At 69.0% G+C, this 25,053-nt stretch carries 22 protein-coding genes; 7 read left to right on the plus strand and 15 right to left on the minus strand.

The annotated features are described in order from the left end of the window. Nucleotides 1-44 precede the first annotated feature (44 nt). The 9 genes from BRESU_RS16155 to putA all read right to left on the minus strand — a co-directional run bounded on the left by BRESU_RS16155 (nt 45) and on the right by putA (nt 12,615). A complete protein-coding gene (locus BRESU_RS16155; protein ID WP_156796344.1) occupies nt 45-2,675 on the minus strand; it encodes a DUF4118 domain-containing protein in 2,631 nt (876 codons plus the stop codon). A 74-nt stretch (nt 2,676-2,749) separates the two neighbouring features. Continuing rightward, nucleotides 2,750-3,121 carry a VOC family protein gene (locus BRESU_RS16160; RefSeq protein WP_013270644.1) on the minus strand — a complete coding sequence of 124 codons (372 nt, stop codon included), beginning with the start codon at nt 3,119-3,121 and terminating at the stop codon, nt 2,750-2,752. A gap of 11 nt (nt 3,122-3,132) precedes the next feature. Continuing rightward, nucleotides 3,133-3,708: a potassium-transporting ATPase subunit KdpC gene (kdpC, locus tag BRESU_RS16165; RefSeq protein ID WP_013270645.1), complete on the minus strand. Its 576-nt coding sequence runs from the start codon at nt 3,706-3,708 to the stop codon at nt 3,133-3,135. Next, a complete protein-coding gene (locus BRESU_RS16170) occupies nt 3,708-4,445 on the minus strand; it encodes a TorF family putative porin (protein ID WP_050762524.1) in 738 nt (245 codons plus the stop codon). Before BRESU_RS16170 ends, kdpC begins: the two co-directional genes overlap by 1 nt. Nucleotides 4,446-4,480: 35 nt before the next feature. Next, nucleotides 4,481-6,556, minus strand: a complete 2,076-nt coding sequence (gene kdpB / locus BRESU_RS16175; RefSeq protein ID WP_013270647.1) for a potassium-transporting ATPase subunit KdpB — start codon at nt 6,554-6,556, stop codon at nt 4,481-4,483. An 18-nt stretch (nt 6,557-6,574) separates the two neighbouring features. Further along, on the minus strand, nt 6,575-8,284 hold the full coding sequence (gene kdpA / locus BRESU_RS16180) for a potassium-transporting ATPase subunit KdpA (RefSeq protein ID WP_013270648.1): 1,710 nt from the start codon (nt 8,282-8,284) through the stop codon (nt 6,575-6,577). A gap of 13 nt (nt 8,285-8,297) precedes the next feature. Further along, on the minus strand, nt 8,298-8,384 hold the full coding sequence (locus tag BRESU_RS17490; RefSeq protein ID WP_349313572.1) for a potassium-transporting ATPase subunit F: 87 nt from the start codon (nt 8,382-8,384) through the stop codon (nt 8,298-8,300). A 191-nt stretch (nt 8,385-8,575) separates the two neighbouring features. Further along, the gene (locus BRESU_RS16185) at nt 8,576-9,148 is read right to left on the minus strand and encodes a hypothetical protein (RefSeq protein ID WP_013270649.1); all 573 of its coding nucleotides are present in this window, start codon (nt 9,146-9,148) and stop codon (nt 8,576-8,578) included. Between the two features lie 308 nt (nt 9,149-9,456). Further along, the gene (putA, locus tag BRESU_RS16190; protein WP_156796198.1) at nt 9,457-12,615 is read right to left on the minus strand and encodes a bifunctional proline dehydrogenase/L-glutamate gamma-semialdehyde dehydrogenase PutA; all 3,159 of its coding nucleotides are present in this window, start codon (nt 12,613-12,615) and stop codon (nt 9,457-9,459) included. 119 nt (nt 12,616-12,734) lie between these two features. Between putA and BRESU_RS16195 the strand changes: the two genes are divergently transcribed. Further along, nucleotides 12,735-13,820 (plus strand): glycosyltransferase family 4 protein, encoded by a 1,086-nt coding sequence (locus BRESU_RS16195; protein ID WP_013270651.1) that lies wholly within the window; start codon nt 12,735-12,737, stop codon nt 13,818-13,820. 3 nt (nt 13,821-13,823) lie between these two features. Here the strand turns inward: BRESU_RS16195 and BRESU_RS16200 are convergent, their stop codons facing one another. The 5 genes from BRESU_RS16200 to BRESU_RS16220 form a co-directional block, all read right to left on the minus strand. Then, a complete protein-coding gene (locus BRESU_RS16200; RefSeq protein ID WP_013270652.1) occupies nt 13,824-14,897 on the minus strand; it encodes a substrate-binding domain-containing protein in 1,074 nt (357 codons plus the stop codon). A 35-nt stretch (nt 14,898-14,932) separates the two neighbouring features. After that, nucleotides 14,933-15,739, minus strand: coding sequence for a phosphonate ABC transporter, permease protein PhnE (gene phnE / locus BRESU_RS16205; RefSeq protein WP_013270653.1), 807 nt, complete (start codon nt 15,737-15,739; stop codon nt 14,933-14,935). Then, entirely contained in the window at nt 15,736-16,746 is a 1,011-nt protein-coding gene (gene phnD, locus BRESU_RS16210; RefSeq protein ID WP_013270654.1) for a phosphate/phosphite/phosphonate ABC transporter substrate-binding protein, read from the minus strand. Before phnD ends, phnE begins: the two co-directional genes overlap by 4 nt. Further along, entirely contained in the window at nt 16,743-17,552 is an 810-nt protein-coding gene (gene phnC / locus BRESU_RS16215; RefSeq protein WP_041761726.1) for a phosphonate ABC transporter ATP-binding protein, read from the minus strand. Before phnC ends, phnD begins: the two co-directional genes overlap by 4 nt. Before the next feature lie 117 nt (nt 17,553-17,669). Continuing rightward, complete coding sequence (locus BRESU_RS16220; RefSeq protein ID WP_013270656.1) at nt 17,670-18,902, minus strand: DUF2254 domain-containing protein; 1,233 nt, start codon at nt 18,900-18,902, stop codon at nt 17,670-17,672. Nucleotides 18,903-19,149: 247 nt separating this feature from the next. Here BRESU_RS16220 and BRESU_RS16225 point away from each other — a divergent pair, with 247 nt between their 5' ends. Together BRESU_RS16225 and BRESU_RS16230 are read left to right on the plus strand one after the other, a co-directional pair. Then, nucleotides 19,150-20,415 (plus strand): type III PLP-dependent enzyme, encoded by a 1,266-nt coding sequence (locus BRESU_RS16225; protein ID WP_013270657.1) that lies wholly within the window; start codon nt 19,150-19,152, stop codon nt 20,413-20,415. A 100-nt stretch (nt 20,416-20,515) separates the two neighbouring features. Beyond that, entirely contained in the window at nt 20,516-21,568 is a 1,053-nt protein-coding gene (locus BRESU_RS16230; protein WP_013270658.1) for a 1,9-bis(guanidino)-5-aza-nonane synthase, read from the plus strand. Nucleotides 21,569-21,664: 96 nt separating this feature from the next. Here the strand turns inward: BRESU_RS16230 and BRESU_RS16235 are convergent, their stop codons facing one another. Beyond that, nucleotides 21,665-22,306: a PadR family transcriptional regulator gene (locus tag BRESU_RS16235; RefSeq protein ID WP_013270659.1), complete on the minus strand. Its 642-nt coding sequence runs from the start codon at nt 22,304-22,306 to the stop codon at nt 21,665-21,667. A gap of 140 nt (nt 22,307-22,446) precedes the next feature. Here BRESU_RS16235 and BRESU_RS16240 point away from each other — a divergent pair, with 140 nt between their 5' ends. From BRESU_RS16240 to BRESU_RS16255, 4 genes are all read left to right on the plus strand, one after another. Next, nucleotides 22,447-22,713: a hypothetical protein gene (locus tag BRESU_RS16240; RefSeq protein WP_013270660.1), complete on the plus strand. Its 267-nt coding sequence runs from the start codon at nt 22,447-22,449 to the stop codon at nt 22,711-22,713. 70 nt (nt 22,714-22,783) lie between these two features. Continuing rightward, complete coding sequence (locus BRESU_RS16245) at nt 22,784-23,284, plus strand: hypothetical protein (protein WP_013270661.1); 501 nt, start codon at nt 22,784-22,786, stop codon at nt 23,282-23,284. After that, nucleotides 23,281-24,087 carry a phosphatase PAP2 family protein gene (locus tag BRESU_RS16250; protein ID WP_013270662.1) on the plus strand — a complete coding sequence of 269 codons (807 nt, stop codon included), beginning with the start codon at nt 23,281-23,283 and terminating at the stop codon, nt 24,085-24,087. The genes BRESU_RS16245 and BRESU_RS16250 overlap by 4 nt, the downstream gene beginning before the upstream one ends. Nucleotides 24,088-24,095: 8 nt before the next feature. After that, a complete protein-coding gene (locus BRESU_RS16255) occupies nt 24,096-25,049 on the plus strand; it encodes a right-handed parallel beta-helix repeat-containing protein (protein WP_013270663.1) in 954 nt (317 codons plus the stop codon). Nucleotides 25,050-25,053: the final 4 nt, after the last annotated feature.

Genomic DNA, 25,053 nt, shown 5'->3' on the forward strand with positions numbered 1-25,053 from the left:
AGAAGCGGTTCGCGTCAAGAAAACGCGTCTGGCTGGAGTGGCCGTTATAGCAGCTGGTGGTGGGTCGCGATGGCCTTGGGCAGGCTGATCAGGACGCGGGTGCCGAGGTCGCCGTGGATCGGGCTGGCGGCGGCGATGCGGCCGTTCATGGCCTCCACGAACCCCTTGGCGATGGCCAGGCCCAGGCCGGCCCCCTGCGACCGGTCAGAGGGTTCGTCCATGCGGCGGAACTTGTCGAACACCCGTTCCAGCTCGGCCGTCGGGATGCCGCGCCCCTCGTCCTCGATCGAGATCACGACCGATCCGCGATCCTCATAGGCGGCCAGCTCGATCCGCGAGCCGTCGGGGCTGTAGGCGATGGCATTCTCCAGGATGTTGACCACCGCCTGTTCCAGGAGACCCTGATCCAGCATCACCAGGCTGAGGTCGGCGGGGAAGTCCCGCGTCAGGTCGCGCGTGCCCAGCCGCCACGAGACCCGCTCGGCCGCCGCGTTCAGCACGTCGCGGACGTCGGTCCAGTCGGCCTTCACGTTCAGGCCGCCGCCCTCCAGACGCGTCATGTCGAGCAGGTCGCCGACATAGCGGTTCAGACGTTCGGCCTCCTCGCGGATCGAGGTCAGCAGGTCGGCCCGGACCTCGGGCTTCAGGGTCTCGCCATAGTCGATCAGGGTGGTGGCCGAGCCCAGCACGGTCGACAGCGGCGTGCGCAGGTCATGGCTGACCGAGTTCATCAGGGCCCCGCGGAACCGGTCGGTGCGCCGAAGGGTCTCGGTCTCCAGCGCCTGTCCGGCCAGTTCGGCCCGTTCGAGGGCCACGGCCCCCTGATCCATGACGGCCAGGGCGAGACGTTCCTCGTCCGAGCCGGGGGCCAGGGCGGCGGCCTCGACCCCCGCGACGCCCGAGCGCTTGCGCACCCCGTTCAACGGCCGGAAGGTCCAGCGCGTCTGCGGCAGGGTCCCGGTGCCATGTCCGGCCGCCTCCCCCCGCTCCCAGGCCCAGCGGGCGGCGGCCATGTCGGCGGGGCTGAGGGTGTGCGGCGGTTCGGTCGCGCCGGCCTTCAGCGGGGCCAGGGCGGCGACGGCGATGTCCTCACCTTCTGGCAGCAGGACGACGGCGCGGGCCCCGGCGGCAGCGGCGGTCTGTTCGGCCAGGACACGGGCGGCGGTGCCCCGGTCCTCGGCGGCCGACAGGCTCTGGCTGGCGACCAGCAGGGCGGAGACGGCCGAGGCGCGGCGCTGGGCCCGTCTGGCCTGCTCACGCACCCGACCGGCCAGCACGCCCGTGACGGTCGCCACGGCCCAGAAGACGAACAGGGTCAGGAAGTCGGTGGGGGAGCCGATGGCGAAACTGTATCGCGGCTCCAGAAACAGAAAATTGTAGACGAGGAAGGCCGCGGTCGCCGCCGCCAGCGCGGGACGCAGGCCGTACAGGACGCCCGCCGCCAGGACGGCCGACAGATAGAGGACGCCCAGATCGACTCGCTCGAAACTGCGGTCCAGCAGCAGGGCGAGGCCCGTGGCGAAGGCCACGAAGGCCGCGCCGATGGCATAGCCGCGCCCGTCCCACAGCCGTTCGCCCGCCGGGACCGCCGGGCGGGACGCGGGCGTATCCGGCGTCGCCGCGTCGGTGACGACATGGATCGCCACGCCCCGGGCGGCGCGCAGGAGCTCGGCCGCCAGCGACCGGCCGAAGACCTCGCTGAAGCGTGCGCGCCAGCCGGTGACGACCGACCGCCCCAGGACGATCTGGGTGATGTTGTTCCTGTGGGCATAGTCCGAAACGGTTCGCACCACGTCGTCGCCGGTGAGCAAGACCGTGCGCCCGCCCAGCTGCTCGGCCAGTTTGAAGGCCTCGGCCAGCCGTTGCGCGCGGCCCACGTCGCCCGAGGCGCTGGAGGGTCGATCCACCGTGGCGACGGTCCAGGGGGCATCCATCATCATGTCGGACATGCGCCGGCCGGTGCGGACCAGCATCCCGGCCATGCCGTCGCCGCCGATCAGGACCAGCACCCGCTCGCCCGCCGCCCAGGGCCCCTGCACGCCGCGTTCGCGCAGGGTCGCCACCAGCTGGTCGTCGACCGTCTGGGCCGCGCGGCGCAGGGCCAGTTCGCGCAGGGCCGTCAGGTTCTCGATCCTGAAGAAGTTCTGCGAGGCCAGGCGGGCGGTCTCGGGGACGTAGACCTTGCCTTCCTCCAGACGCTTGCGCAGTTCCTCGGGCGTGATGTCGACGACCTCGATGTCGTCGGCGCGGCTGAGCGCGCTGTCGGGCACGGCCTCCCTCTGGCGCACCCCGGTGATCCGCAGGACGACGTCGGACAGGCTTTCCAGGTGCTGGACGTTCAGGGTGGTCCAGACGTCGATGCCGGCGTCCAGGATCTCCTCGACGTCCTGCCACCGTTTGGGATGGCGCGAGCCCGGCGCATTGGAGTGGGCGTATTCGTCGACCAGCAGCAGTTCGGGGCGTCGGGCGATGGCCCCGTCGATGTCGAACTCCAGCAGGGTCCGGTCGCGGTGTTCGATCGGACGGCGGGCCATGACCTCCAGCCCGCGCAGCAGGCTTTCGGTCTCCTTGCGTCCATGGGTCTCGACCACGCCGACCACGACGTCGCCGCCCTCCGCCTTCCGGCGACGGGCGGCGCGCAGCATTTCATAGGTCTTGCCGACCCCGGGCGACATGCCGAGGAAGACCTTCAGCCGGCCGCGCCTGGGCCGCCGCGAGAGACGGCCAGCCTCGACCGGTGGGTCCGGACTCAAGCCTCGACGACCTGAAAGAGGGCCATCCGGTTGCCTTCGGAATCCTCGACCTCGGCGACGCGTCCGCCGGGGACGACCTTGACCGCATAGAGCAGTCGCGCGCCCTCCGCCTGGGCGCGGTGCACCGCCTGTTCGATGTCCACGACCGTGAAATAGACCAGGGCCCCCGCTTTCGCAGGAACATAGACGTCCCCCCTGGCCAGGGCCCCCGTGGCACCTGGCCCACCCTCGACCCAGGGGAACAGCGCCATGTCGTAGCCGTCCACGATCTGTCGCTCCAGGGTGACCTGCAGCACCCTTTCGTAGAACGCCTGGGCCCGATCGAGATCGAGCACAGGGACTTCGAAATATCTGACGGGGTTGTCCATCGAAGGTCGTCTCAACGGGTCGGGAAGCGTTCGTCGAGCGCCCGGTTGGTCAGCAGGACATTGACCGTGGGCTGACCGATGAAGCCGAGCAGGGCTCCCCGGGTGTTCGCATCGATCACGGCCTGGACCTCCGAAACAGGGACGCCGCGGGCCCGGGCCACGCGATCCGCCTGCAGACGAGCGTAGGCCGGGGACACGTCCGGGTCGAGGCCCGAGGCCGAGGTGGTGACGGCATCGGCGGGGATCGGCTTGCCGCCCGTCTCGGCCTGCTGTTCAGCGACGGAGGTCCTGATGCGGTCGGCCAGGTCCGTGTTCAGCGGACCCAGATTGGACCCGGACGAGGCCGAGGCGTCGTAGCCATCACCGGCCGCAGACGGGCGCGGGTGCAGGTAGCGGGCCTCCGTGAAGCCCTGACCGATCAGGGCCGACCCGCGGATGGTGCCGTCGGCGTCGCGGATCAGGCTGCCGTTGGCCTGGGCCGGGAAGAGGCCTTGCGCCAGGCCAGTGATGCCCAGCGGATAGGCCAGACCCAGCAGCAGGGTGAACAGGGCGACCATCACGACCGCCGGACGAAGCTGGCTCAGCATCAGAACACCGCCTTCAGCGACGCGAAGGCCCGCGCGCCATAGATGTCACCGAAATCATGTTCGTCGGTGTCCGAATAGCGCACGTCCAGGCCCAGGCGGTCGGTCAGGGCATAGGTCACACCTGCATTCCAGGTCGTGTAGTCGAAGTCCGACGAAACGAACTGGCGGCCCAACGCGCCCGATACGGTCCAGCGATCGGCTGGCGAAAAGGCCGCATTGGCCTCGACATAGGTGGCTTCGTCCTCCGACGCGCCGAAGAAGTCGGGCGACCAGTAGACCGCGGCACCGAGGGTCGCCGGACCGACCGCGCGCGACGCGGCCGCCTTGATCTCCGCGTAGCTGTAGTCCGCCCCGTCCGGCTGGTTCGTGTAGAGATAGCCGACGACGCCGAGGTCCAGATTGAAGCCCGCAACCTCGGGGCGGACGCCGCCGTAGAGGTCGATCTCGGCATCCGTGTCGTCATCGCCCGGGAAGGCGACGTTGGAGGCCCAAGCCCCGACGTAGAATGAGCCGCTGGTCAGGTCGATGCCACCGGAGAGGGCTGGGTCTTCCCCGGTCTGGCTGACGCCCCGGAACACGTAGTCGGAGCCGATGGCGACATTCCAGGCCACCTCGGGCGGGGTCGTCTGGGCGTCGGCGTGGGACGCGATGCCGAAGACGACGATGGCGACGAGGCACGCACCGGCGAAGAGGGCGTCGTTGGAGCCGGAGGCCTTGAAGCGGGACTTGCGGGACATCGAAGGGGCTTTCAAAAACGGGGAGGACATGAGGTTCAGGCCAGACCGAGACCGGTGATGACCAGGTCGATCAGCTTGATGCCGACGAAGGGGGCGACGAGACCGCCGAGGCCGTAGATCAGCAGGTTGCGGCTCAGCAGCGGCCCGGCCCCGATGGCGCGGTACTTGACGCCGCGCAGGGCCAGGGGGATCAGGGCCACGATCACCAGGGCATTGAAGATCACCGCCGACAGGATGGCGCTTTCCGGACTGCCCAGCTCCATGACGTTCAGCGCGCCGAGCGCCGGCAGGGCGACCACGAACATCGCCGGGATGATGGCGAAATACTTGGCCACGTCGTTGGCGATCGAGAAGGTCGTCAGGGCCCCGCGGGTGATCAGCAGCTGTTTGCCGACCTCGACGATCTCGATGACCTTGGTGGGGTCGGAGTCGAGATCGACCATGTTGCCGGCCTCGCGGGCGGCCTGGGCCCCGGTCTGCATGGCCACGCCGACGTCGGCCTGCGCCAGGGCGGGCGCGTCATTGGCGCCGTCGCCGCACATGGCCACCAGCCGCCCCTTGGCCTGTTCGGCCTTGATGAGGCGCATCTTGTCCTCGGGCGTCGCCTCGGCGAGGTAGTCGTCGACGCCGGCCTCACTGGCGATGGCGGCGGCGGTCACCGGGTTGTCGCCGGTGATCATGACGGTGCGCAGGCCCATCCGGCGCAGCTCGGCGAAGCGCTCCTTCACGCCCGGCTTGACCACGTCCTTCAGGTGGATGACGCCGACCAGCACGCCGTTCTCGGTCACCGCCAGAGGCGTCCCGCCGGAGCGGGCGATCCGGTCGACCGCGGCGCGGAACTCGGCCGGGGCGGCGTCCTGGGTCATGTTCAGCGACTTCAGCACCGCGTCGATCGAGCCCTTGCGCCAGGCGTTCTCGCCCGACTCCAGACCCGACTGGCGGGTGGTGGCGCTGAACGGGATGGCTTTCGACCCCGCGGGCTGTTCGACCACGATCCCCGCCTGTCTGCCCAGCTCGACGATCGAGCGGCCTTCCGGGGTCTCGTCGGCCAGGGAGGCGGTCACCGCCGCGCGCAACGCCGCTTCGGGACGGACACCGGGAACGGGGATGACCTCGGTGGCCATGCGGTTGCCGAAGGTGATGGTGCCGGTCTTGTCGAGCAGCAGGGTGTCGACGTCGCCGGCCGCCTCCACAGCACGGCCCGAGGTGGCCAGGACATTGACCTTCAGCAGCCGGTCCATGCCGGCGATGCCGACGGCCGACAGCAGGCCGCCGATGGTGGTCGGGATCAGGGTGATGAACAGGGCCCCGAGCACGATCGGATCCAGCGTCACGCCCGAATAGGCCCCCAGGCCCAGCAACGTCACGACGGCGATCAGGAACACCAGCGTCAGGCCGGCCAGCAGGACGGACAGGGCCAGTTCGTTCGGCGTCTTGCGCCGGTTCGCGCCCTCGACCATGGCGATCATGCGATCCAGGAAGGTCGAGCCGGGGGCCGAGGTGATGCGCACCTTGATCCAGTCGGAGACCACGGTGGTGCCGCCGGTGACGGCCGAGCGATCGCCGCCGCTCTCGCGGATCACGGGGGCGCTTTCACCCGTGATGGCGGCCTCGTTGACCGAGGCGACGCCCTCGACGATCTCGCCGTCCGAGGGGACCACGTCGCCCGCCTCGACCAAGACGATCTGCCCGACACCCAGCTGGTGTGCCGGGGTGGGGACGATGGTGCCGGTCGCCGGATCGACGATCAGCTTGGCCTTGGTGTCCACCCGGGTGGCGCGAAGGCTGTCGGCGGCGGCCTTGCCCCGGCCTTCGGCGACGCTTTCGGCGACGTTGGCGAACAGGACGGTCAGCCACAGCCAGACGGCCAGTTGGATCGCGAAGCCGGCCGCGCCGCCCGACGTGATCGCCACCCCCGCCGAGACGGTGGCCAGCAGGGCGACCAGCCAGGTGGCGAAGATCACCGGGTTCCCGAGCAGGTGCCGGGGGTTCAGCTTGATGAAGGCGTCGCCGACCGCCCGGCCGAGCATGGCCCCGGTCAGGGCCCCGCCGAGCGGACTGGGGGAACGGCCCACCACCGGGGCCGTGGTTTCGGGATGTGCGAAGGTCATTTCAGGTGTCCAGACGGATCACGACCGGGCCGCAGCGGCGAGCATCTGGAAATGCTCGACGATGGGTCCAAGGGCGAGGGCGGGGAAGAACTGCAGTCCGCCCAGGATGAGGATGACGCCGATCAGCAGGCCGATGAACAGGCCGCCGTCGGTCGGCAGGGTGCCGGCGGAGGGTGCCAGCTTCGGCTTGGCCACCAGCGATCCGGCGATCGCCAGCACCGCCACGGCGGGCACGAACCGCCCCAGCAGCATGCCGATGCCGAGCGTCGTGTTCCACCAGGGGGCGTTGGCGGTCAGACCGGCAAAGGCCGAGCCGTTGTTCGCCGCCGCCGAGGTGTAGGCGTACAGGATCTCCGACAGGCCGTGCGGCCCGGCGTTGAGCAGCCCCGTCAGCGCCTCCGGATAGACGGCGGCGACGGCCCCGAAGCCGAGGATGGCGGCCGGCATCGCGAGCAGGCCGATCATGGCGTACTGGATCTCGCGCGCCTCGATCTTCTTGCCGAGATACTCGGGCGTCCGTCCGACCATCAGACCGGCCACGAAGACCGACAGGATGGCCATGACGACCATCAGGGCGATGCCGGAGCCGATCCCGCCGGGCAGGATCTCGCCCAGCTGCATCAGGAACATCTGGATGCCGCCCGACAGGGGCATGAAGCTGGCGTGCATCGCATTGACCGAGCCGTTGGACGCCCCGGTCGTCTGAGCCGCCCAGGCGACGGAAGAGGCGATGCCGAAGCGTGTCTCCTTGCCCTCCATGTTCACGGGCTGGCTGATGCCGGCGGCCTGCAGCGCAGGCGCGGGCTGGCTTTCGGCGACGTACATCGCGGCGGTCAGGCCGCCCAGCAGGATCAGGCCGGCCAGGACCAGGGCGCGGACCTCCTTCTTCGCCATCACGCTGCGGCCGAAGGCGAAGAATGCGGCCCAGCCGAGGACATTGATCGACACGGCCGTGATCAGGTTGGTCAGGGCCGAGGGGTTCTCGAGCGGGTGGGCGGAGTTCACGTTGAAGACGCCGCCGCCGTTGATGCCCAGCATCTTGATGGCCAGTTGGCTGGCGACCGGGAACAGGGCGATCGTCTGATCCGCGCCTTCCAGCGTCGTCGCGGTCGCCGAGGCCGCCAGCGACTGGGCCACGCCCAGACCGGCCAGGAGGACGGCCAGGACGATCGAGGCGGGCAGCAGCAGATACAGGGTCGTCCGGGTCATGTCGGCCCAGAAGTTGCCGACCCCCTCGCCGCGACTGGCCACGAAGGCCCGGGCCAGGGCAGCGGCGATGGCGGCCCCGGTCGCGGCGGACAGGAAGTTCTGGACCGTCAGACCGACCATCTGGGTGAAGGTCGACAGGGTCGTCTCCCCGCCATAGCTCTGCCAGTTGGTGTTGGTGACGAAGCTGATGGCGGTGTTGAAGGCCAGATGGGGCGAGACGCCCTCGAAGCCCTGGGGGTTCAGCGGCAGGCCGCCCTGCAGACGCAGGATGGCATACAGAAGCCCGAAGCCCATGGCGTTGAAGACGACCAGGGCGCCGGCATAGCCGACCCAGCCCTGGCTCCTGTCCGGGTTCACGCCCGCCAGGCCGTAGAAGACCTTTTCGACGGGACGCAGGACGGGGTCGAGCCAGGTGCGCTCGCCGTTCCAGACGCGCGACAGATAGAGCCCGAGCGGCCAGCCGAGCGCGACCGACAGGCCCAGGGTGAGGGCGATTTCCGCCCAGCCTTGAAGGGTCATGACCGGCGGCTCCTCAGAACCGCTCGGGGCGCACGAGCGCCACGATCATATACAGGGCGACGACGACCGCGCCGGCACCCCACAGGAGGTTCAGCAGCATCGTCACACCTTGTTCAGCAGAACGGCGAGAACGGCGAAGGCGACAAACGCCCCGCCGCCCAGCGCCAGAAAAATCACGTCGGCCATGCCGAAGTCTCCGGGCTCAGTTTCTAGGCCGGGTGTCGCAGAAGGTGGCGTAAGGGGACGATGCGGAAGGCGGGCGACCGCATAAGGGGAGCGTAAAGACGGGCGTCAGGGCGGTCCGGTCTGCTTCCTCATGGCCTTGAGGCGGCGACGGCGTTCGGTGCGGTTGAGGCCGGGTTCGAACGGCGAATTCGAGTGGACTTCGTGTACTTCGTGCACTTCGGCGCGGGCGCGGGCGAGGATGACCCGGGCCGTTTCGCGGGGCGTGTCAGACGGTTGGGGCGGGGACCCTGGCGTCTCGGCGTCATCGGGGGATGCGAGACCCGCGGCGAGGCGTTGCTGGTCCCGCATCTGGCGGAGCGCGAAATCGCGCAGGCGCGCCCAGCGCAGGGCTTCGGTCAGCCGCCCGCGTCGGGCCGCCACCCCCATCCGGCGACGGGCCAGCTCGGCCAGGGCGGGGTCGTCCATGTCGGGCAGGTCGTCTGCGTCGTCCTCGTCCTCGAAGGGTTCGGCCTCCGCCTGGTCCGCGCGGCGCCAGCCCTCCGCCCGGGCGTGCTTGCGCAGGGCCGACAGCCCCAGACCGAACCGCGCGCAGACCTCGTCGGCGCTGCACCCCTCCAGATAGGCCAGACGCGCGGCCTCCCAGGTCTCGGGGCTGCGGATGCGATAGGGCTCGGACATGCCGGGAGGGTGGCACGGGGGTACGTCAGAATCGGTCGGGGGTTGAGAACGACGTCCAGCATCGAGTTGCCTGCAAAAACACCTCGACGCGATGCGCCGTCAGGCGTGGCAAACCAATCTTTGCTCCCGACTCTTGGTTGACCTTCGCGGGGTCTCCTCCCTGTCGCAAAGCGGTGGGGCTTGCGCCGTGACGGAGGGGTTCTTCACCCCAAGGCACGGTGCGGGCCCAGATCCCCTCCACCGCTTCGCGGTCCCCCTCCCCATCGGCAAGCGGCGACGGGGAGGAGACGCCCCGCAAGGTCTGCCCCCTACAAGTTCAGCAACGCCGGATCGCCCCCCTGGGCCGAGATGTTGTTGCTGATGGCCTTTTCCGACGCATAGCGGATCAGGCTGTTCGGCCCGCCCGCCTTCGGCCCGGTGCCCGACAGGCCCTCGCCGCCGAAGGGCTGCACGCCGACCACCGCGCCGGTGATGCCGCGGTTGATGTAGACGTTGCCGGCGGGGACGAGGGAGACGACCTCCTCGGCGAAGGCCTCGATGCGGCTGTGAACGCCCAGGGTCAGGCCGTAGCCGCGCGCGGCCAGACGGCCGGCGACGGACTTCAGGTCGGCGGGGTCGTAGCGGTAGATGTGCAGGATGGGGCCGAAGACCTCGCGTTCCAGATAGTCCGGGGACGGAATCTCGGCAATCGTGGGGGCGAACAGGTCGCCGCGCTCGGCGCCGGCCGGCATGGTGGCCCGGGCCAGGATCTTCGCGTCCTTCATCAGGCGGCCGATATGGACCTCCAGCGCCTGGCGGCTCTCGGTGTCGATGACCGGGCCGATGTCCGTGGACGGATCGGCCGGGTCGCCCAGGACCTGGGCCGCCAGGGCCCCCTTCAGCCCCTCGATCAGGCTGTCGGCCGAATCCCTGGGCGCATAGAGGATGCGCAGGGCCGAACAGCGCTGGCCGGCCGAGCCGAAGGCCGAGCCGATCACGTCGTCGATGACCTGTTCGCGCAGCGCCGTGGTGTCGACGAACATGCCGTTCAGCCCGCCCGTCTCGGCGATGAAGGGGATGATGGGCCCGGACCGGGCGGCGATCGCGCGGTTGATGGCGCCGGCGGTGTCGGTGCCGCCGGTGAAGGCGACGCCGTCGATGCCGGGGTGGCTGACGAGCGCCGCACCGACCGTTTCGCCCCGACCGGGGACGAGGGCCAGCAGGTCGGGGTTCAGCCCCGCCTTGTGATACAGGCGGACCGCTTCCGCCGCGATCAGGGGCGTCTGTTCGGCGGGCTTGGCGAGCACCGCGTTGCCGGCGGCCAGCGCTGCCGCGATCTGGCCGGTGAAGATGGCCAAGGGGAAGTTCCACGGGCTGATGGCGGCAAAGACGCCGCGTCCGTGCAGGACCAGTTTGTTGGTCTCGCCGACCGGGCCGGTCAGGGTCTGCGGACCGCCGAAGTCCTTCTCCGCCAGCTTGGCGTAGTAGCGGCAGAAGTCGGCGGCCTCGCGCACCTCGGCGACGCCGTCGTTCAGGGTCTTGCCGGCCTCGCGCGACAGCAGGGCGACGAGGCGGTCGATGTCGGCTTCCAGCGCGTCGGCCATGGCGCGCAGCACCGGTGCCCGGCGCGTGCCGCCCGCCCTGTCCCACGCGACCTGCGCGCGCTGGGCCATGTCCACGGCGTGGTCGATGTCCTCGGTCGTCGCTTCCGACACCCGCCCGATGACCTGGGCGCGGTCGAAAGGGTTGGTGACGTCCCGGGGATCCTGACCGGCCCCGAGACCGCCCTCGATCAGGGGGCCGGACAGGAAGCGCTCGGCATCGACGCGAGCCAGGGCGGCGGCGTGGCGATCGCGGTCCGCCTTCTGCGAATAGTCGCGGCCCAGCGAGTTCTGGCGGTCCATGTACATGTCCTTGGGAGTCGGGATCTTGGCGTGGCGGTCGGGGTGAGCCTCGACGGCGGCGATGGGGTCGGCGGCGACGGCGGAGGCGGGCACCCGCTCGTCCAGCAGGGCGTGGACGAAGGAGGAGTTGGCGCCGTTCTCAAGCAGGCGGCGCACCAGATAGGGCAGCAGGTCCTCGTGCCCGCCGACGGGGGCATAGGCCCGGACCGTCATGGGGCCGAAGGTCTCGGCGGCGGCCTCATACAGCGCCTCGCCCATGCCGTGCAGACGCTGGAACTCGATCTTCACGCCCGCATCCTTCGCCATGCGGTGGACGGCGGCGAGCGAGTGGGCGTTGTGGGTGGCGAACTGGGCATAGAGGTGCGGCGCGGCGTCGATCATGGCGCGCGCGCAGACCAGATAGTTCAGGTCGGTCGCCGCCTTGGTCGTGAAGACCGGATAGTCGGTCCGGCCCATGACCTGGGCGCGCTTGATCTCGGTGTCCCAGTAGGCCCCCTTGACCAGACGGACCATCAGGCGACGGCCGGAGGTCCGGGCGAGATCGGCGACGCGGGCGATGACCTCGGGCCCGCGCTTCTGATAGGCTTGGACCGCGAGTCCGAGACCGGTCCACGATCCCAGCGACGGTTCGTGCGCCAGCCGGTCCAGCAGCTTCAGCGACAGGGCCAGGCGATCCGCCTCCTCCGCGTCCATGGTGAAGTTGATGTCGGCGGCGGCGGCGATCCGGGCCAGACGCAGGATGCGGGGATACAGCTCGGACCAGACCCGGTCCTCATGCGTCGCCTCATAGCGGGGCGACAGGGCCGACAGCTTGACCGAGACGCCGTGACCGACCTCGGGGCCCTGCCCCTTGGCGGTCTTGCCGACGGCGGTGATCGCGTCGGCATAGATCTTTTCGTAGCGTTCGGCGTCGGCGGCGGTGCGGGCCCCCTCGCCCAGCATGTCGAAGCTGCACAGCCAGCCCTCGCGGTTCGAGCGCTTCAGCGCAGCCTCGATGGTGCGGCCGACGACGAACTGCTCGCCCATGATACGGACGGCGGCGGCCACGGCCTGGCGGATGACGGGTTCGCCCAGACGACCGGCGACGCGGGTCAGGAAGCCCGGCAGGTCGGTCTTGGCCTGTTCGTCGGCGTCGACCAGCCGCCCGGTCAGCATCAGCCCCCAGGTCGAGGCGTTGACGAACAGGCTGTCGGACTGCCCCAGGTGACTGGCCCAGTCGGCCGAGCCGATCTTCTCGGCGATCAGCCGGTCGCGGGTGTCCTCGTCGGGCGTGCGCAGCAGGGCCTCGGCCAGGCACATCAGGGCCAGGCCCTCGCGGGTACCGAGGCTGAACTCCTGCAGGAAGCTTTCGACGACGCCCTGCTTCTTCTGGCTCTTGCGCGCGTGCTCGACCAGCCGGACCGCATCGGCGACGACGGCGGCGCGGGCGGGGCCGGTCAGCGGCGGGGTCGCCAGCAGGGCGGCGATGCGGGTCGGCTCGTCGGCGAACTTGCCGTGGTCCAGGGTGTCCCAATCTTGAGAGAGGGGGGCCTGGGAAAGCGTCGGCCGGGCGGCGGCGACGGGGGGCGTCACAAGGGCGTTCATGCCGGGCCACATAGACCCATCCGCGTCGGAGCGGGAGGGGTCGAGGGACATCTCGCCTTCCGCGTCATGAGTCGCTAGAGATTGCCGCCTTGTCCATCGGCACGAGCCACCGCCCACCCATGCGCATCGTTCTGGCCACTGACGCCTGGGAGCCCCAGGTCAACGGCGTCGTCCGCACCCTGACCCGGACCGTGGCCGAGTGCCGGGCCATGGGCCACGAGGTCGAGGTCATCGAACCCAGCCAGTTCCGCACCATTCCGGCCCCGACCTATCCGGAGATCCGGCTGGCCCTGGGCGCCGAGGAAGAGATCCGCGAGCGGCTGCGGGCGATCGAGCCGGAAGCGGTCCACATCGCCACCGAGGGCCCGATCGGCATCGCCACGCGGCGCATCTGCGTGGAGTGGAAGCTGCCCTTCACCACCAGCTATCATACGAAATTCCCTGAATATATCTCCGCGCGCTTCCCGGTGCCGGTGCAGGTCGGCTACGCCTATATGAAGTGGTTCCACAAGCCGTCGGGGCGGCTGATGGTCGCCACCCCGACCCTGAAGGCCGAGTTGGAAGAGCATGGCTTCAAGAACATCTCGCCCTGGACCCGGGGCGTCGACACCGAACAGTTCCGGCCCGACCTGGAGCAGATCTTCGACAGCCTGGGGGGCAAGGACTGGCCACGTCCGTTCTGGCTGAACGTGGGCCGCGTCGCCGTCGAGAAGAACATCGAGGCGTTCCTGGAGACCGACCTGCCGGGGACCAAGATCGTCGTCGGCGACGGCCCTGCCCGTGCCGACCTGGAGACGCGATACCCGGAGGCGAAGTTTCTGGGGGCGCGGTTCGGCGAGGAGCTGGCGCGCTGTTTCCGGGACGCGGACGTCTTCGTCTTCCCCTCCTGGACCGACACCTTCGGCCTGGTGATCCTGGAGGCCATGGCAACCGGCACGCCCGTCGCCGCCTATCCGGCGCATGGACCGATCGACCTGATCCCGGGATCGAACGCGGGAGCGATCGACGAGGACCTGAAGACCGCCTGCATGAAGGCCCTGGAGTGCGACCGCGCGGTCGTGCGCGCCTATGCCGAGACCTTCAGCTGGCGTGCATCGGCCGAGCAGTTCGTCGAAAACCTCGAGCCCTATCCGGAGCCCCAGCGCGGCCGCTTCTGGCGGCGGCTGAGGCGGATCGCACGGGTCCGCAGACGCGCGGCGGCCTGAACCCTATTTTTCCGGGCGCGCCATGGGTGTGAGCATCGTGGCGATGCCGCGCTGGGCGACCAGTTCCGGCTCGGGCAGGGGCACCAGACCGCGATCCTGCAGATAGCCGCCCTGCCCCACCGCAGCCTCCGACGTGAACTCGATCAGGAACTCCTGGAGACCAGGCGTCACGCCGACGTGGGCCTTCTTCACATAGATGAAGAGGCTGCGCGCCAGAGGATAGGTGCCGTTGGCGATGGCCTCGGCGGTCGGATAGACGCCGTCGATGGTCTCGGCCTTCACCGTGTCGAGGTTCTGCTCGAGGAAGGAAAAGCCGAACACGCCCAGGGATCCCGGCGTGCGGGTCAGGGTCTGGAGGATGGCGTTGTCGTTCTCGCCCGAGTCGATCCAGCTTCCGTCCTCGCGCACCGTATGGGCCAAGCCCTCGAAGCGGTCGGGGTCCTGGGCCGCGACGACGGCGGCGGCGGGCACCAGCTTGGCCCCGGGCGTCATGCCGAGCTCGAGGAAGGCGTCGCGGGTGCCCGAGGTGGGCGGCGGGCCGTAGACCTGGATGCGCTGGTTGGGCAGGCCGGAATTGACCTGGTTCCAGGTGCGGGCAGGGTTCAGGACGAAGGTGCCGTTCGGGCCGGGGACCTCCTTGGCGAGGCCCTCGTACAGGTCGTTCAGTTCGAAGTTGAAGCTGTTGCCCGTGCGCGAGGTGGCCACGACGATCCCGTCATAGCCGATCTTCAGCTCGACGATCTCGGTCACGCCGTTCTCGGCGCATTTTTCGAACTCGGACTTCTTCATCGGACGCGAGGCGTTGGCGATGTCCGGGGTCGAGGGGCCGACGCCCTGGCAGAAGGCCTGGATGCCGCCGCCGGTGCCCAGCGATTCGACGCGAGGCGGCGAGGCGTCGGGGTTGTTGCGTGCGAAATTCTCGGCGACCCGGGTCGCGAACGGGAAGACCGTCGACGATCCCGCCGCCCAGATGCCGTCGCGCGCGGTCCGGGGTCCGCCCTGGCCACAGGCGGCGAGGGACAGCGCCATGACGGCGGTTGCGGCGACGGACAGGCGGCGAGGCAGGGAGGCGGGCATCAGCACAGTCTTTCGGGGCGACGAGTCTGCGACGCTTAAAGCAGACGTTTGCGCATGGCCTGTGACAGCATGTCGATCAGCGTCACGGCGATGACCACGACGATGACGATGGCCGACACGTCGCGGTAGGCGAAGCCGTTCATCCGGTCGAACAGGACCTGGCCGATCCCGCCCGCCCCGATCAGACCCAGCACCGTGGCCGAGCGGCTGTTGGACTCGAACCGGTAGAGGGCGAACGAGGTCCACAGCGGCGCGACCTGGGGGATGATGCCCCAGACGATCTCGTGCAGGCCCGTGCCGCCGGTGGCGCGGACGCCCTCGACCGGACCCTTGTCGATGGACTCGACCGCTTCGGAGAACAGCTTGGCCAGGACGCCGGAGGTGTTGAGCGCGATGGCGAGGACGCCCGGCAGCGGCCCCAGACCGACGGCCACGACGAACAGCAGGCCGATGACGAGGTCGGGGATGGAGCGCAGCAGGTTCATCAGCAGGCGCACGGGCGTGACCACCCAGCCCGGCGAGACGTTCCGCGCGGCCGCCAGGCCCATCGGCACCGCCGCGAAGACGGCTAGGAAGGTCCCCCACAGCGCGATCTGGACGGTCTCCCACATCTTCTCGACGAAGATCTTCCAGTCGGTGAAGTCCGGGTTCAGCAGCTGGGCCGCGAAAACGCGGGTGTTTTCAGGGTTCTCGAACAGCCGGCCGAGGTTGCCCAGATCGACGTCGCCGATGCTGTAGATCAGGACGGCCGCAACGCCGCCCCAGACGAGGATATCCAGAGCCCAGGCACCGGCGGACTTGGACGGTGCCTTGGGGATCGTGCCGTCGGACGCGATGCTCAAGGCTGGACCTCGCGCAGCGAGCGCAGGCGCTGCAGTTCGGCCTGGGCCGCCGCGACACCCGCCGCATCGCCCTCCTTGCGCGCCTCGGACAGCTGCTGGTCGGCGACCATCTCGCGGACGGGGTTCAGGTAGCTGTTATCGGCGGCGCGGAACTGGGAATATTCAAGCCCGGCCAGAACCTGACGCTGGCGATCGGCCTCGACGCCGGTGCCCTGGCCATAGGTCAGGAAGAAGCTGCGGATCTTCTCCTTGATCGCAGGATCGAGGTCGGAGCGCAGGACGATGCCCGATTCCGGGATCGGCGGGGATTGCCAGATCTCCTGGATCTGGGCGGCGATCTGCGGATTCTCGCGCGTCAGGAAGACGGTGTTGACGGTGTTGGAGGTCGCCACGTCCACGACGCCCGTCGCGACGGCGAAGGCGTTGGCCTGGTGGTTGGCGGAGCGCACCGTCTTGAAACACACCGACGGGTCGATGGGCGGGGTCCGGGCGTTGAACAGGAAGGCCATGGGGGCCAGGGTGCCCGACGTCGATTGCGCGTCGCCGATGCCGAAATCGAACCGTTTTCCGCAGGCCAGGACCTGGTCCAGGGTGATGCCCGAGCCGGTCTTGACGACCAGGGTGGAGCGGTAGCTGTCGGCCCCTTCCTTGTTGACCGTGCGGGCGATGACCTCGGCGTCGGCGCGGTCGATGGCCTCGACGGCGGGCTTGGCGGAGAGCCAGGCGACCTGGGTCTGGTTGCCCTTCATGGCCTCGACCAGGACGGTATAGTTGGAGCCGAAAAAGGGTTTCACCGGCACCCCGATGGCCTTGGACATGTCGTCGAGCAGCGGCTGCCAAAGGGGGCCCGCCGAAGCCTGGCTCTCGGCCGACAGGATGGCGAAGTCGATTTCCGTGGGCGCGGCGCCCGATTTGGCGTCGTCACCGTTGCCGCACGCCGACAGGCCGAGCACGGCGGCAGAGGCGGCAATGATCCCGAAACGACGGGTGATACGGGCGATGCTCATGCCTTGGTTTCCCAGAACGCGTCCTCGAACTCGGGACCGTAGATGTCGATAAGGGTCGGGGTGTCGAGGCCCGTCGAGGGCCCGTCGTAGACGACCTTGCCGGCCTTCAGCGCGATCACCCGGTCGCAGTAGCGGATGGCGTAGTCGACCTGGTGCAGGGTCACGATCACGCCCAGGCCGTCGCGCCGGTTCAGCTCGACCAGCAGCTCCATCACCTTGCGGGCGGACACGGGATCGAGCGACGCCACCGGTTCGTCGGCGAGGATGCCCTTCGCGCCCTGCACCAGCGCCCGGGCGATGGCCCCGCGCTGCTGTTGGCCACCCGACAGGGTGTTGGCGCGCTGGGCGGCATAGTCAGAGACGCCGACGCGGTGAAGCGCGGCCATGGCCTTGTCCTTGTCGGCGGTGGGCCAGGCCCCGAAGGCCCCCTTCCATGCGGGCAGGCGCCCCAGGGCCCCCAGCATGACATTGGAGAACAGGCTCAGGCGGCCGACCAGATTGAACTGCTGGAAGATCATGCCGACCTTCTGGCGCGCGGCCCGGACGGCACCGGTCGTGCGGCCGTTCTTCTGGACGCAGACGCCGAAGACGTCGATCTGGCCCTGGCCGGAATCGATCGACTGCATGCCGGTTATGGAACGCAGCAGGGTCGACTTGCCCGATCCGGACGGACCGATCAGGGCGACCATCTCTCCGGCCGCGACGGACACGCTGACTCCGTCCAGCGCCTTGCGGGCACCGAAGGTCTTGGACACGTCGCGGACCATTACGAGGCCGGGCGCGGGGCTGACGGCGGATGAACTCATGAACTCGCTGACGGCGGCTGTGAAACAGGCGCCGAATGCCGCGAGTGACGCGGTCCGGCAAGTCTTAATGCCACGCGGGCGGAGGCGGCGTAAAGCGCAACGGGCGAGCTCGACGATTCAGTGCCACGTGTTCGCCTGTTCGACCACTCGAATATCGTCCGGCAGCACCAAGGCCAGTCGCGCGCGTTCCAGGGCCTGATCGGCCTGTCGTCGGGCAGCGACTCCCAGGGGACCTCCGTCCCGCGCCAGCTTGGCCAACATCTTTTGGAGCCGCGTCGCGACCGCAACGTCACCCGCGCCGTAGCGGGCGATGGGACCGAAAACATCGGTGACCAGATCGTCCTCCTCAACGCCCGCGCCCCAGAGCCGGGAATGCCGCACCTCCTGCGGCGCTTCATTTGACAGGGCGGCCCATTCGTCCAGAGTCCGAACAGCCGCCGCCAAAACCTGGATGGCCGTGCCGGGATCATTGACACCCGGCGACAGGGCGCGGGCTGCAATCTCGCCCAGCACGATCAGACCGAAACGGGGATCCTGGTCAAACGAGCGATGACCGCCAATGGCGAAGGCCGTGCGGAACCTGTCCCGTCCCTTTGTGTCGCACTCCAGATTGCTGATGGCCGCGATCGCATCTCCAGCTCGCACATAGGCCCCGGGGGCGGCGAGGATCTCGACCTGGCAGTCCTGCCCTTCGGCCTCAGACTGCAGGCGCGCGGGATCGACGTTCTGAACATAGCCGGTCTCTTCGGCCAGGATCATGAAGCGGGCGTCTATATGCCCTTGGCGCCCGCCCAGCCACGGCGATTTGCGCCGCTCCTTCAGCGCCGCTCGCGCTTGGATTTCAGCCAGGTCGATTACATGGCCGACCCGCGCCAGGCTGGAGAGCCGGTTGATCCAGGCCAACAGGCGGAATGCGACGAGGCAGACCACGCCCAGGCTGAACAGGAACAGGATCGCGCGTCCCTCCTGACCATAGTAGTTGGCATTGATCGCGGTGACGGCGACGATCGCATAGAGGAAGGCCCCGACGAAGGTCGCCAAAGCCTTCTGGACCTCGGCATCGCTGGTCACCAGGGCGGAGGCGCGCGGTGTCGCTGCCTGAGACACCGCTGTGTAGGCCGTGACCATGGCTCCCACAGAAAAGGTGGCCACGCCCAGAAGACTGGATGCCAGAATGGTCAGGATTGAACTGACCGACTCTCCGCCCAACCGTTCTGCCACCTCCTTCGGCACCCACGGGGCTGCCAGTACGCCGATCAGGGCGGCGGCCGCCCCGGTGACCGCGTAGAGGCTGGCCCGCACCCAGAGTTGCCGTGCGAGCGTGCGCCACCAGAACAGCCAACGGTTCATCTATAATTCCCCCACGCGCAGCTTTCGCCCACCGTAACGGTTACCCGCACAGGCGGTTCAAGACGGAGCAGTCGCAAGCCGTCCGGGCGCGGATAATGTCGCAACCGTCGTCCGCTGCGCCTTGAAAAAACCGCTTTACATGACAGTCACGTGACCCTACATGCGCTGCTTCCGGCGGACCCCGTAGGTCTAACGTTGCGCTGCTAACGCCGGTCTGGGTTTAACAAATTACAGGGGTTTACGTGAATTGCGCACGTATCAATTTCCCCTGGACCTGGTCCGCGAGCGGTCCCCTGAACGTCCAGTCGCACTCGTGCGGCCGCGTTCGGTTTCCGTAGCGGCGCGCTGGTTCCAGGATAATCTCAAGGCTGACGTCTTCTATGCCGTGAAGGCCAATCCCTCGCGCTGGGTCATCGAGACCCTGGTCGAGGCTGGCGTGACCGGATTTGATGTCGCATCGCTTGCCGAAATCGAGCTGGTCCGCTCGGTCAGCACCGACGTGCGCCTGGCGTTCATGCATCCGGTGAAGAGCCGGTCCGCAATCACCAAGGCGTATTTCGATCACGGCGTCCGCACCTTCTCCCTCGACTGCGAGGACGAGCTTCAGAAGATTCTCGACGCCACCGGCGGCGCGAACGATCTGAACCTGCTCGTGCGCATGGCGGTTTCGGCCGACGGCGCGGCCTATTCGCTGTCCGGCAAGTTCGGCGTCTCGACCGATCAGGCCCCCTCCCTGCTGCTGGCCACGCGCCGGGCGGTCAAGGACGGGCTGATGGGCGTCTGCTTCCATGTGGGTTCGCAGTGCATGCGTCCGACCGCCTATCAGGCCGCCATGGCCCAGGTCGGTCGCGCCATCACCCGCGCCGGCGTGATCGTTGACATCGTCGACATCGGCGGCGGCTTCCCCTCGGTCTACCCGGGCATGGTCCCGCCGGACATGAGCGAATACGCCGACGCCATCCATCGCGGCTTCAACGAGATGCCCGTGTCGGAAACGACCGAGCTGTGGTGCGAGCCCGGCCGGGCCCTGGTCGCCGAATCCTCGTCGATCCTGGCCCGCGTCGATCTGCGCAAGGGCGACGCCCTGTATTTGAACGACGGGTCCTATGGCTCGCTGTTCGACGCCACGCACTCGCGCTGGCCCTTCCCGACCAAGCTGGTCCGGGACGGCGACGCGTCGAGCGATCTCAAGCCGTTCCAGTTCTACGGACCGACCTGCGATTCGATCGACCACATGCCCGGTCCGTTCTGGCTGCCGGCCGACATCCGTGAAGGCGACTTCATCGAGATCGGCATGCTGGGTGCCTATGGCGTGGCCATGTCGACGGGCTTCAACGGCTATGGCGAGCACGATCTCGCCGCGGTCGAGGATGCCCCGATGGCGTCGCTGTATGGCCTCGCGCCCCGCTCCATCCCGACCGTGCGCACCACGGCGGAAGAGCAGGCCCGCAAGGTCGTCCGGCTGTCGCGTCCGAAGGGCAAGGCCGGCCAGCGCAAGAAGGCGCGGCGCTAAAATCGTCACTTTGACGTTCTAATCAGCAGCGGCCCGTCGCTCCGTCCGGGCCGCTGCTTCTGTTCACGACGGGCGCTCAAACCAAAGGGAAACCCTTGCAATGAACGCTCCCGTTCAGACCAACACCAAGGCCGAACTGCTCCAGAACGTCGTCGAGCACATCGACATCACGTCCTTCGACGCCCGGCCCATCGTCGACGCCATGCGCAAGATGTCCTTCAGCTCGCGCGATACGGCCCGCGCCGCCGACATCTTCTCCATGGCGATCGAGGACAAGGATTGCTCGCCGTGGCTGATCCTGGCCGGCTCGACCTCGGCCGGCGGCTGCATGCACGTGTACCGCGACATGGTGAAGTTCGGCATGATCGACGCGATCGTCGCCACCGGCGCCTCGATCGTCGACATGGATTTCTTCGAGGCCCTCGGCTTCAAACACTATCAGGCCGCCGGCGAGGTGGACGACAACGTCCTGCGCGACAACTACATCGACCGGATCTACGACACCTATATCGACGAGGAAGAGCTTCAGAACTGCGATCACACGATCCTGGAGATCTGCAACGCCCTGGAGCCCCGCGCCTATTCCAGCCGCGAGTTCATCTGGGAAATGGGCAAGTGGCTGTCCGAAGGGAACGCCAAGAAGCCCGGCTCGCTGATCCAGACCGCCTATGAAGAGGGCGTGCCGATCTTCTGCCCGGCCTTCGTCGACTCCTCGGCCGGCTTCGGTCTGGTGAAGCACCAGAAGGAGCGGATCGCGGCGGGCAAGCCCTACCTCATGATCGACGCGGTCGCCGACTTCCGCGAACTGACCGACATCAAGATCGCGGCGGGCGTCACGGGCCTGTTCATGGTCGGCGGCGGCGTGCCCAAGAACTTCGCCCAGGACACCGTCGTCTGCGCCGAGATTCTCGGCATCGAGGCCGAGATGCACCGCTATGCGGTCCAGATCACCGTCGCCGACGTGCGTGACGGGGCCTGCTCGTCCTCGACGCTGAAGGAGGCCGCCTCGTGGGGCAAGGTGCAGACCACCCACGAACAGATGGTCTTCGCCGAGGCGACCACGGTCGTGCCCCTGATCGGCTCGGACGCCTATCACCGCGGGGCGTGGAAGAACCGCGACAAGCGCCGCTGGGCCAAGCTGTTCGGCAAGTAAGGCCGAGCACCCGCAGCGGCTTCAAAAGCCGCGGCGACAGCGCAGACAGACAAAGGGGCCGCGAGCGATCGCGGCCCCTTCTTTTTTGACCCGGTCCTAGCCTTCGCTGATGTCGCGGACCGCCCTCATCAGGGCCTCGACCACCCGGGCGGTCTCGGCTTCGCTCCAGTTGCCCGGCTTCATCTGCACGGCGTGACGCAGGGTGTGGAAAGCCTCGCGGACCACCTCCGGCGTCTGTTCGCCCGAGACCAGCCGGGCCGCCAGGGCCATGCGCTGCATGACGCCGTCGACGGCGGTGCGATTCTCGTCCAGCCAGGTCTGACCGGCTGGGGTCAGCGTGAAAATCCGCTTGCCGCTGGTATCCTCGACGCCGGCGATCAGGCCTTCGTCCGCCAGCAGCGACAGGGTCGGATAGACCACGCCGGGCGACGGGGCATAGCCGCCGCCAAAGGCCGTCTCGATGGCCTTGATCAGGTCGTAGCCGTGGCGGGGCTCCTGCTCGATCAGCGCCAGCAGAACCAGGCGCAGGTCGCCGGGGCCGAACATGCGCCGCCCCCGCCCGGGTCCCCGTCCCTCGCCCTCGCGGCCGGACCCGAACCCGCGGCCCATGGCCGCCCAGGCCGCACCGCGACCTTCGCCGCGCGGACCGCGACCCTCGCCGGCGGGGCCACAACGGTGGCGGCCGTGATGCTCGTGACGGCCGTGAAGGCCGCCGGTGTCTTCGTTGAATCCAAACATGGGGTGTCCTTGTCTCTTGTTCATGCCGCAAAGATATATCTTTGAAGATCGAAAGCAAGAGTCTTGAGATATATCTTTTGGAACGCCAGGAACCGCCCGGTCTGCGAGGCCTTTCGACAGGGTCAAAGGAGATCCACCCCATGACCGACAAGACCCCCACCACCCGCGAAGCCATCGAGGCCGAAGAGTCGGGCGAGCTGCCCGATCTGGGCCGGACGCCGGACGCCCTGATCGAGGCGTTGTCCGGCAGCGGCATGGGTTCGGACACCCGCGCGGGATCGCTGGAAGGCGGGGCTGCGAGCGGTTCGGACGACGATCCGGACCAGGAGGCCGTGGACCGCGCCATGGCGGAAGAAGGCCGCGCGGAGGCTGAGCGCGACGATGAGGCCAACGACGCCAAGGTCTGATCGCCTTGCTGTCGCCGCACCGATAGGCCACGGTAACGGCAACGAAAAAGTCTTTTCAGGACGATCCGGGATGAAGCGTATTGTAGCGGCCGCGCTGATGGCGGGCGCAGCCGGACTGTCGGCCTGCGAGAGGACAGCGGCCGATTCCGCGCCTGCGGTCGAGCCCACAGCGACATCCTCTTCCGTCCCGACCGCCCCGTCCGGCACGGTGGCGACCGACGTCGGCGCGGCCTCGGCCACCCCGGCCCAGCCGATCGTCGAGGGCGCGCCCTCCTTTGCCGTTCTCTATCCGGGCGGAGAGATCGATGCGCCGGCCACCGTCGCGACCAGCGCCGCCGGCCCTGGGGGCCTCGTCGCCTTCCGCACCGACGCGGACCCGGCGACCATCGTCGAATTCTACCGGACGCGGGCCGAGGCGGCCGGTCTGTCGTCCGTCATGGCCATGAATATGGGCGAGGCGCGGTCGTATGGTGCCGCCAAGGCGGACGCGGGGGCCAACCTGCAGGTCGTCGCATCGCCGATCGAGGGCGGGCAGACGTCCGTGCAGCTGAGCTGGAGCGCGGGCGGGTGAAGCGGCTCGCCGTCGCTGCCGTCGTCGCGCTCGGCGGTCTCGCCGGGGCCTGCGCGGCACAGGCACCGTCGGCGATGCAGGCGACGGCCACGACGCCCACCGGCTTTCTGGATGCGACCGTGCTGCAGGCCCTGGTCGATGCCGTGCCGCCGCCGCCCGTCGAGGGATCGCCCGCCGCCCTGGCGGACGCGGCGGGATCGCAGCGGATGCGGGCGCTGGAAGACACCGATCGCTGGACCCTGGCCATCCGCCACGCCGAACTGCGGCCGACCATCGCCATCTCCCATTTCGATTGCCTGCTCGGGACACGATTGACGCCGGAGCAGGCACCGTCGCTGATCGCCCTGCTGGACCGCGTGCTCATCGACGCCAATGCCGCCGCCGAACTGGGCAAGGCGCGCGCGTTCCGGGCCCGACCGGTCGGCGACGACCCCGATCGGCGGTCCTGCCAGGTCGTGTCCGCGGCGGGACGGGCCAGCGCCTCCTACCCTTCCGGCAGCGCATCGGTGGGCGCGGCCTATGGCGAGGTCATCGCCGCCCTGGCCCCGGATCGCGCGGCCGAGGCCCGTGAGATGGGTCGCCAGATCGGCATCAGCCGCCTGGTCTGTGGCATGCACTATCCGTCGGATGTCGAGGCCGGCAGGGTGCTGGGCGAGGCCGTGGTCCGGGCCGAGGCTGCCGATCCCGGCTATCAGGCGTCGATGGCCGCAGCCCGCGCCGATCTGGACCGCGCCCGCGCGGCCGGCCTGAGCAGCCCCGCCTGCGCCGCGGAACGGCTGGCCCTGGCCGCGCCCCTGCCCTGACCCCGGGGATGGACCAGATCGCCCCTCCCGTCGTCGAGGCGAGAGCCTGTACCGGCGACGAGATCGCCGCCCTGACTTCCGACGCGCCCGCGCCGATCGTGCTGGCCTGTCGGGCCACCCTGACGGCCGGCCAGACGGTCAAAAGCCGGGTGGTGTTCGAGGGGGCGGCATCGGCCGGCGCCGGGATCGCCTGCAACGGCGCGCAGATCGGGCGACCCGGCGTGGCCTCCAGCGTCGACGCACCGACCGTGCTGATCCAGTCGGTATCGACGCCGACCGGCTGGAGCCGGCCGACCGACGTCACGCTCAGGGATTGCATCGTCCACGGCAATATCCGTGTGCGAGGCCTGGGGGCCGGCGGGGACCTGGAACCGATCAGGGCCTCGTCGCGGACGGCTGACCACACCGCGACCACCCAGGCGGCGGCGCCCACGCGCATTCGCCTGACCAATCTGACCCTCGTGGCGACCGGCTCGATCCCGCTCTATGTCGGGCCCGGCGTGACGGACCTGACGTTCGAGGCATCGCGGGTGTCCGGCCGTTCGGTCTCTACAGCCGTCTACCTGGACGCCGAGAGCGCCGGGAACGTCATTCGCGGTGTGACCTTCAGCATCCGCACCGGCCGCGAGCAGATCGCGGTGGACGGCGCGGCGCGCAACCGGATCGAGCACAACACCTTTGCCCTGGGCGGGCGCGGCGGGGTGTTCCTGTATCGCAACTGCGGCGAGGACGGGGTCATCCGCCACCAGACGCCGTCGGACAACGTCATAACGGGCAACACCTTCACCGGCGTGCGCTGGCTGTGGCCCAACGCCGTGGTGGTGGGGTCGCGCGAGGGCCGCAGACGCTATTGCGCTGCGGACACCGGCTGGGCTTTCGGATCCAGCGTCGACGACGCAGACCACGCCGAGCGGAACGTCGTCGAGCGCAACGTCATCCGCTTCGGCTGGCGGCCGTTCTAGGGGC

It is taken from the genome of Brevundimonas subvibrioides ATCC 15264 (genome assembly GCF_000144605.1).
GTDB classification, from domain to species: domain Bacteria; phylum Pseudomonadota; class Alphaproteobacteria; order Caulobacterales; family Caulobacteraceae; genus Brevundimonas; species Brevundimonas subvibrioides.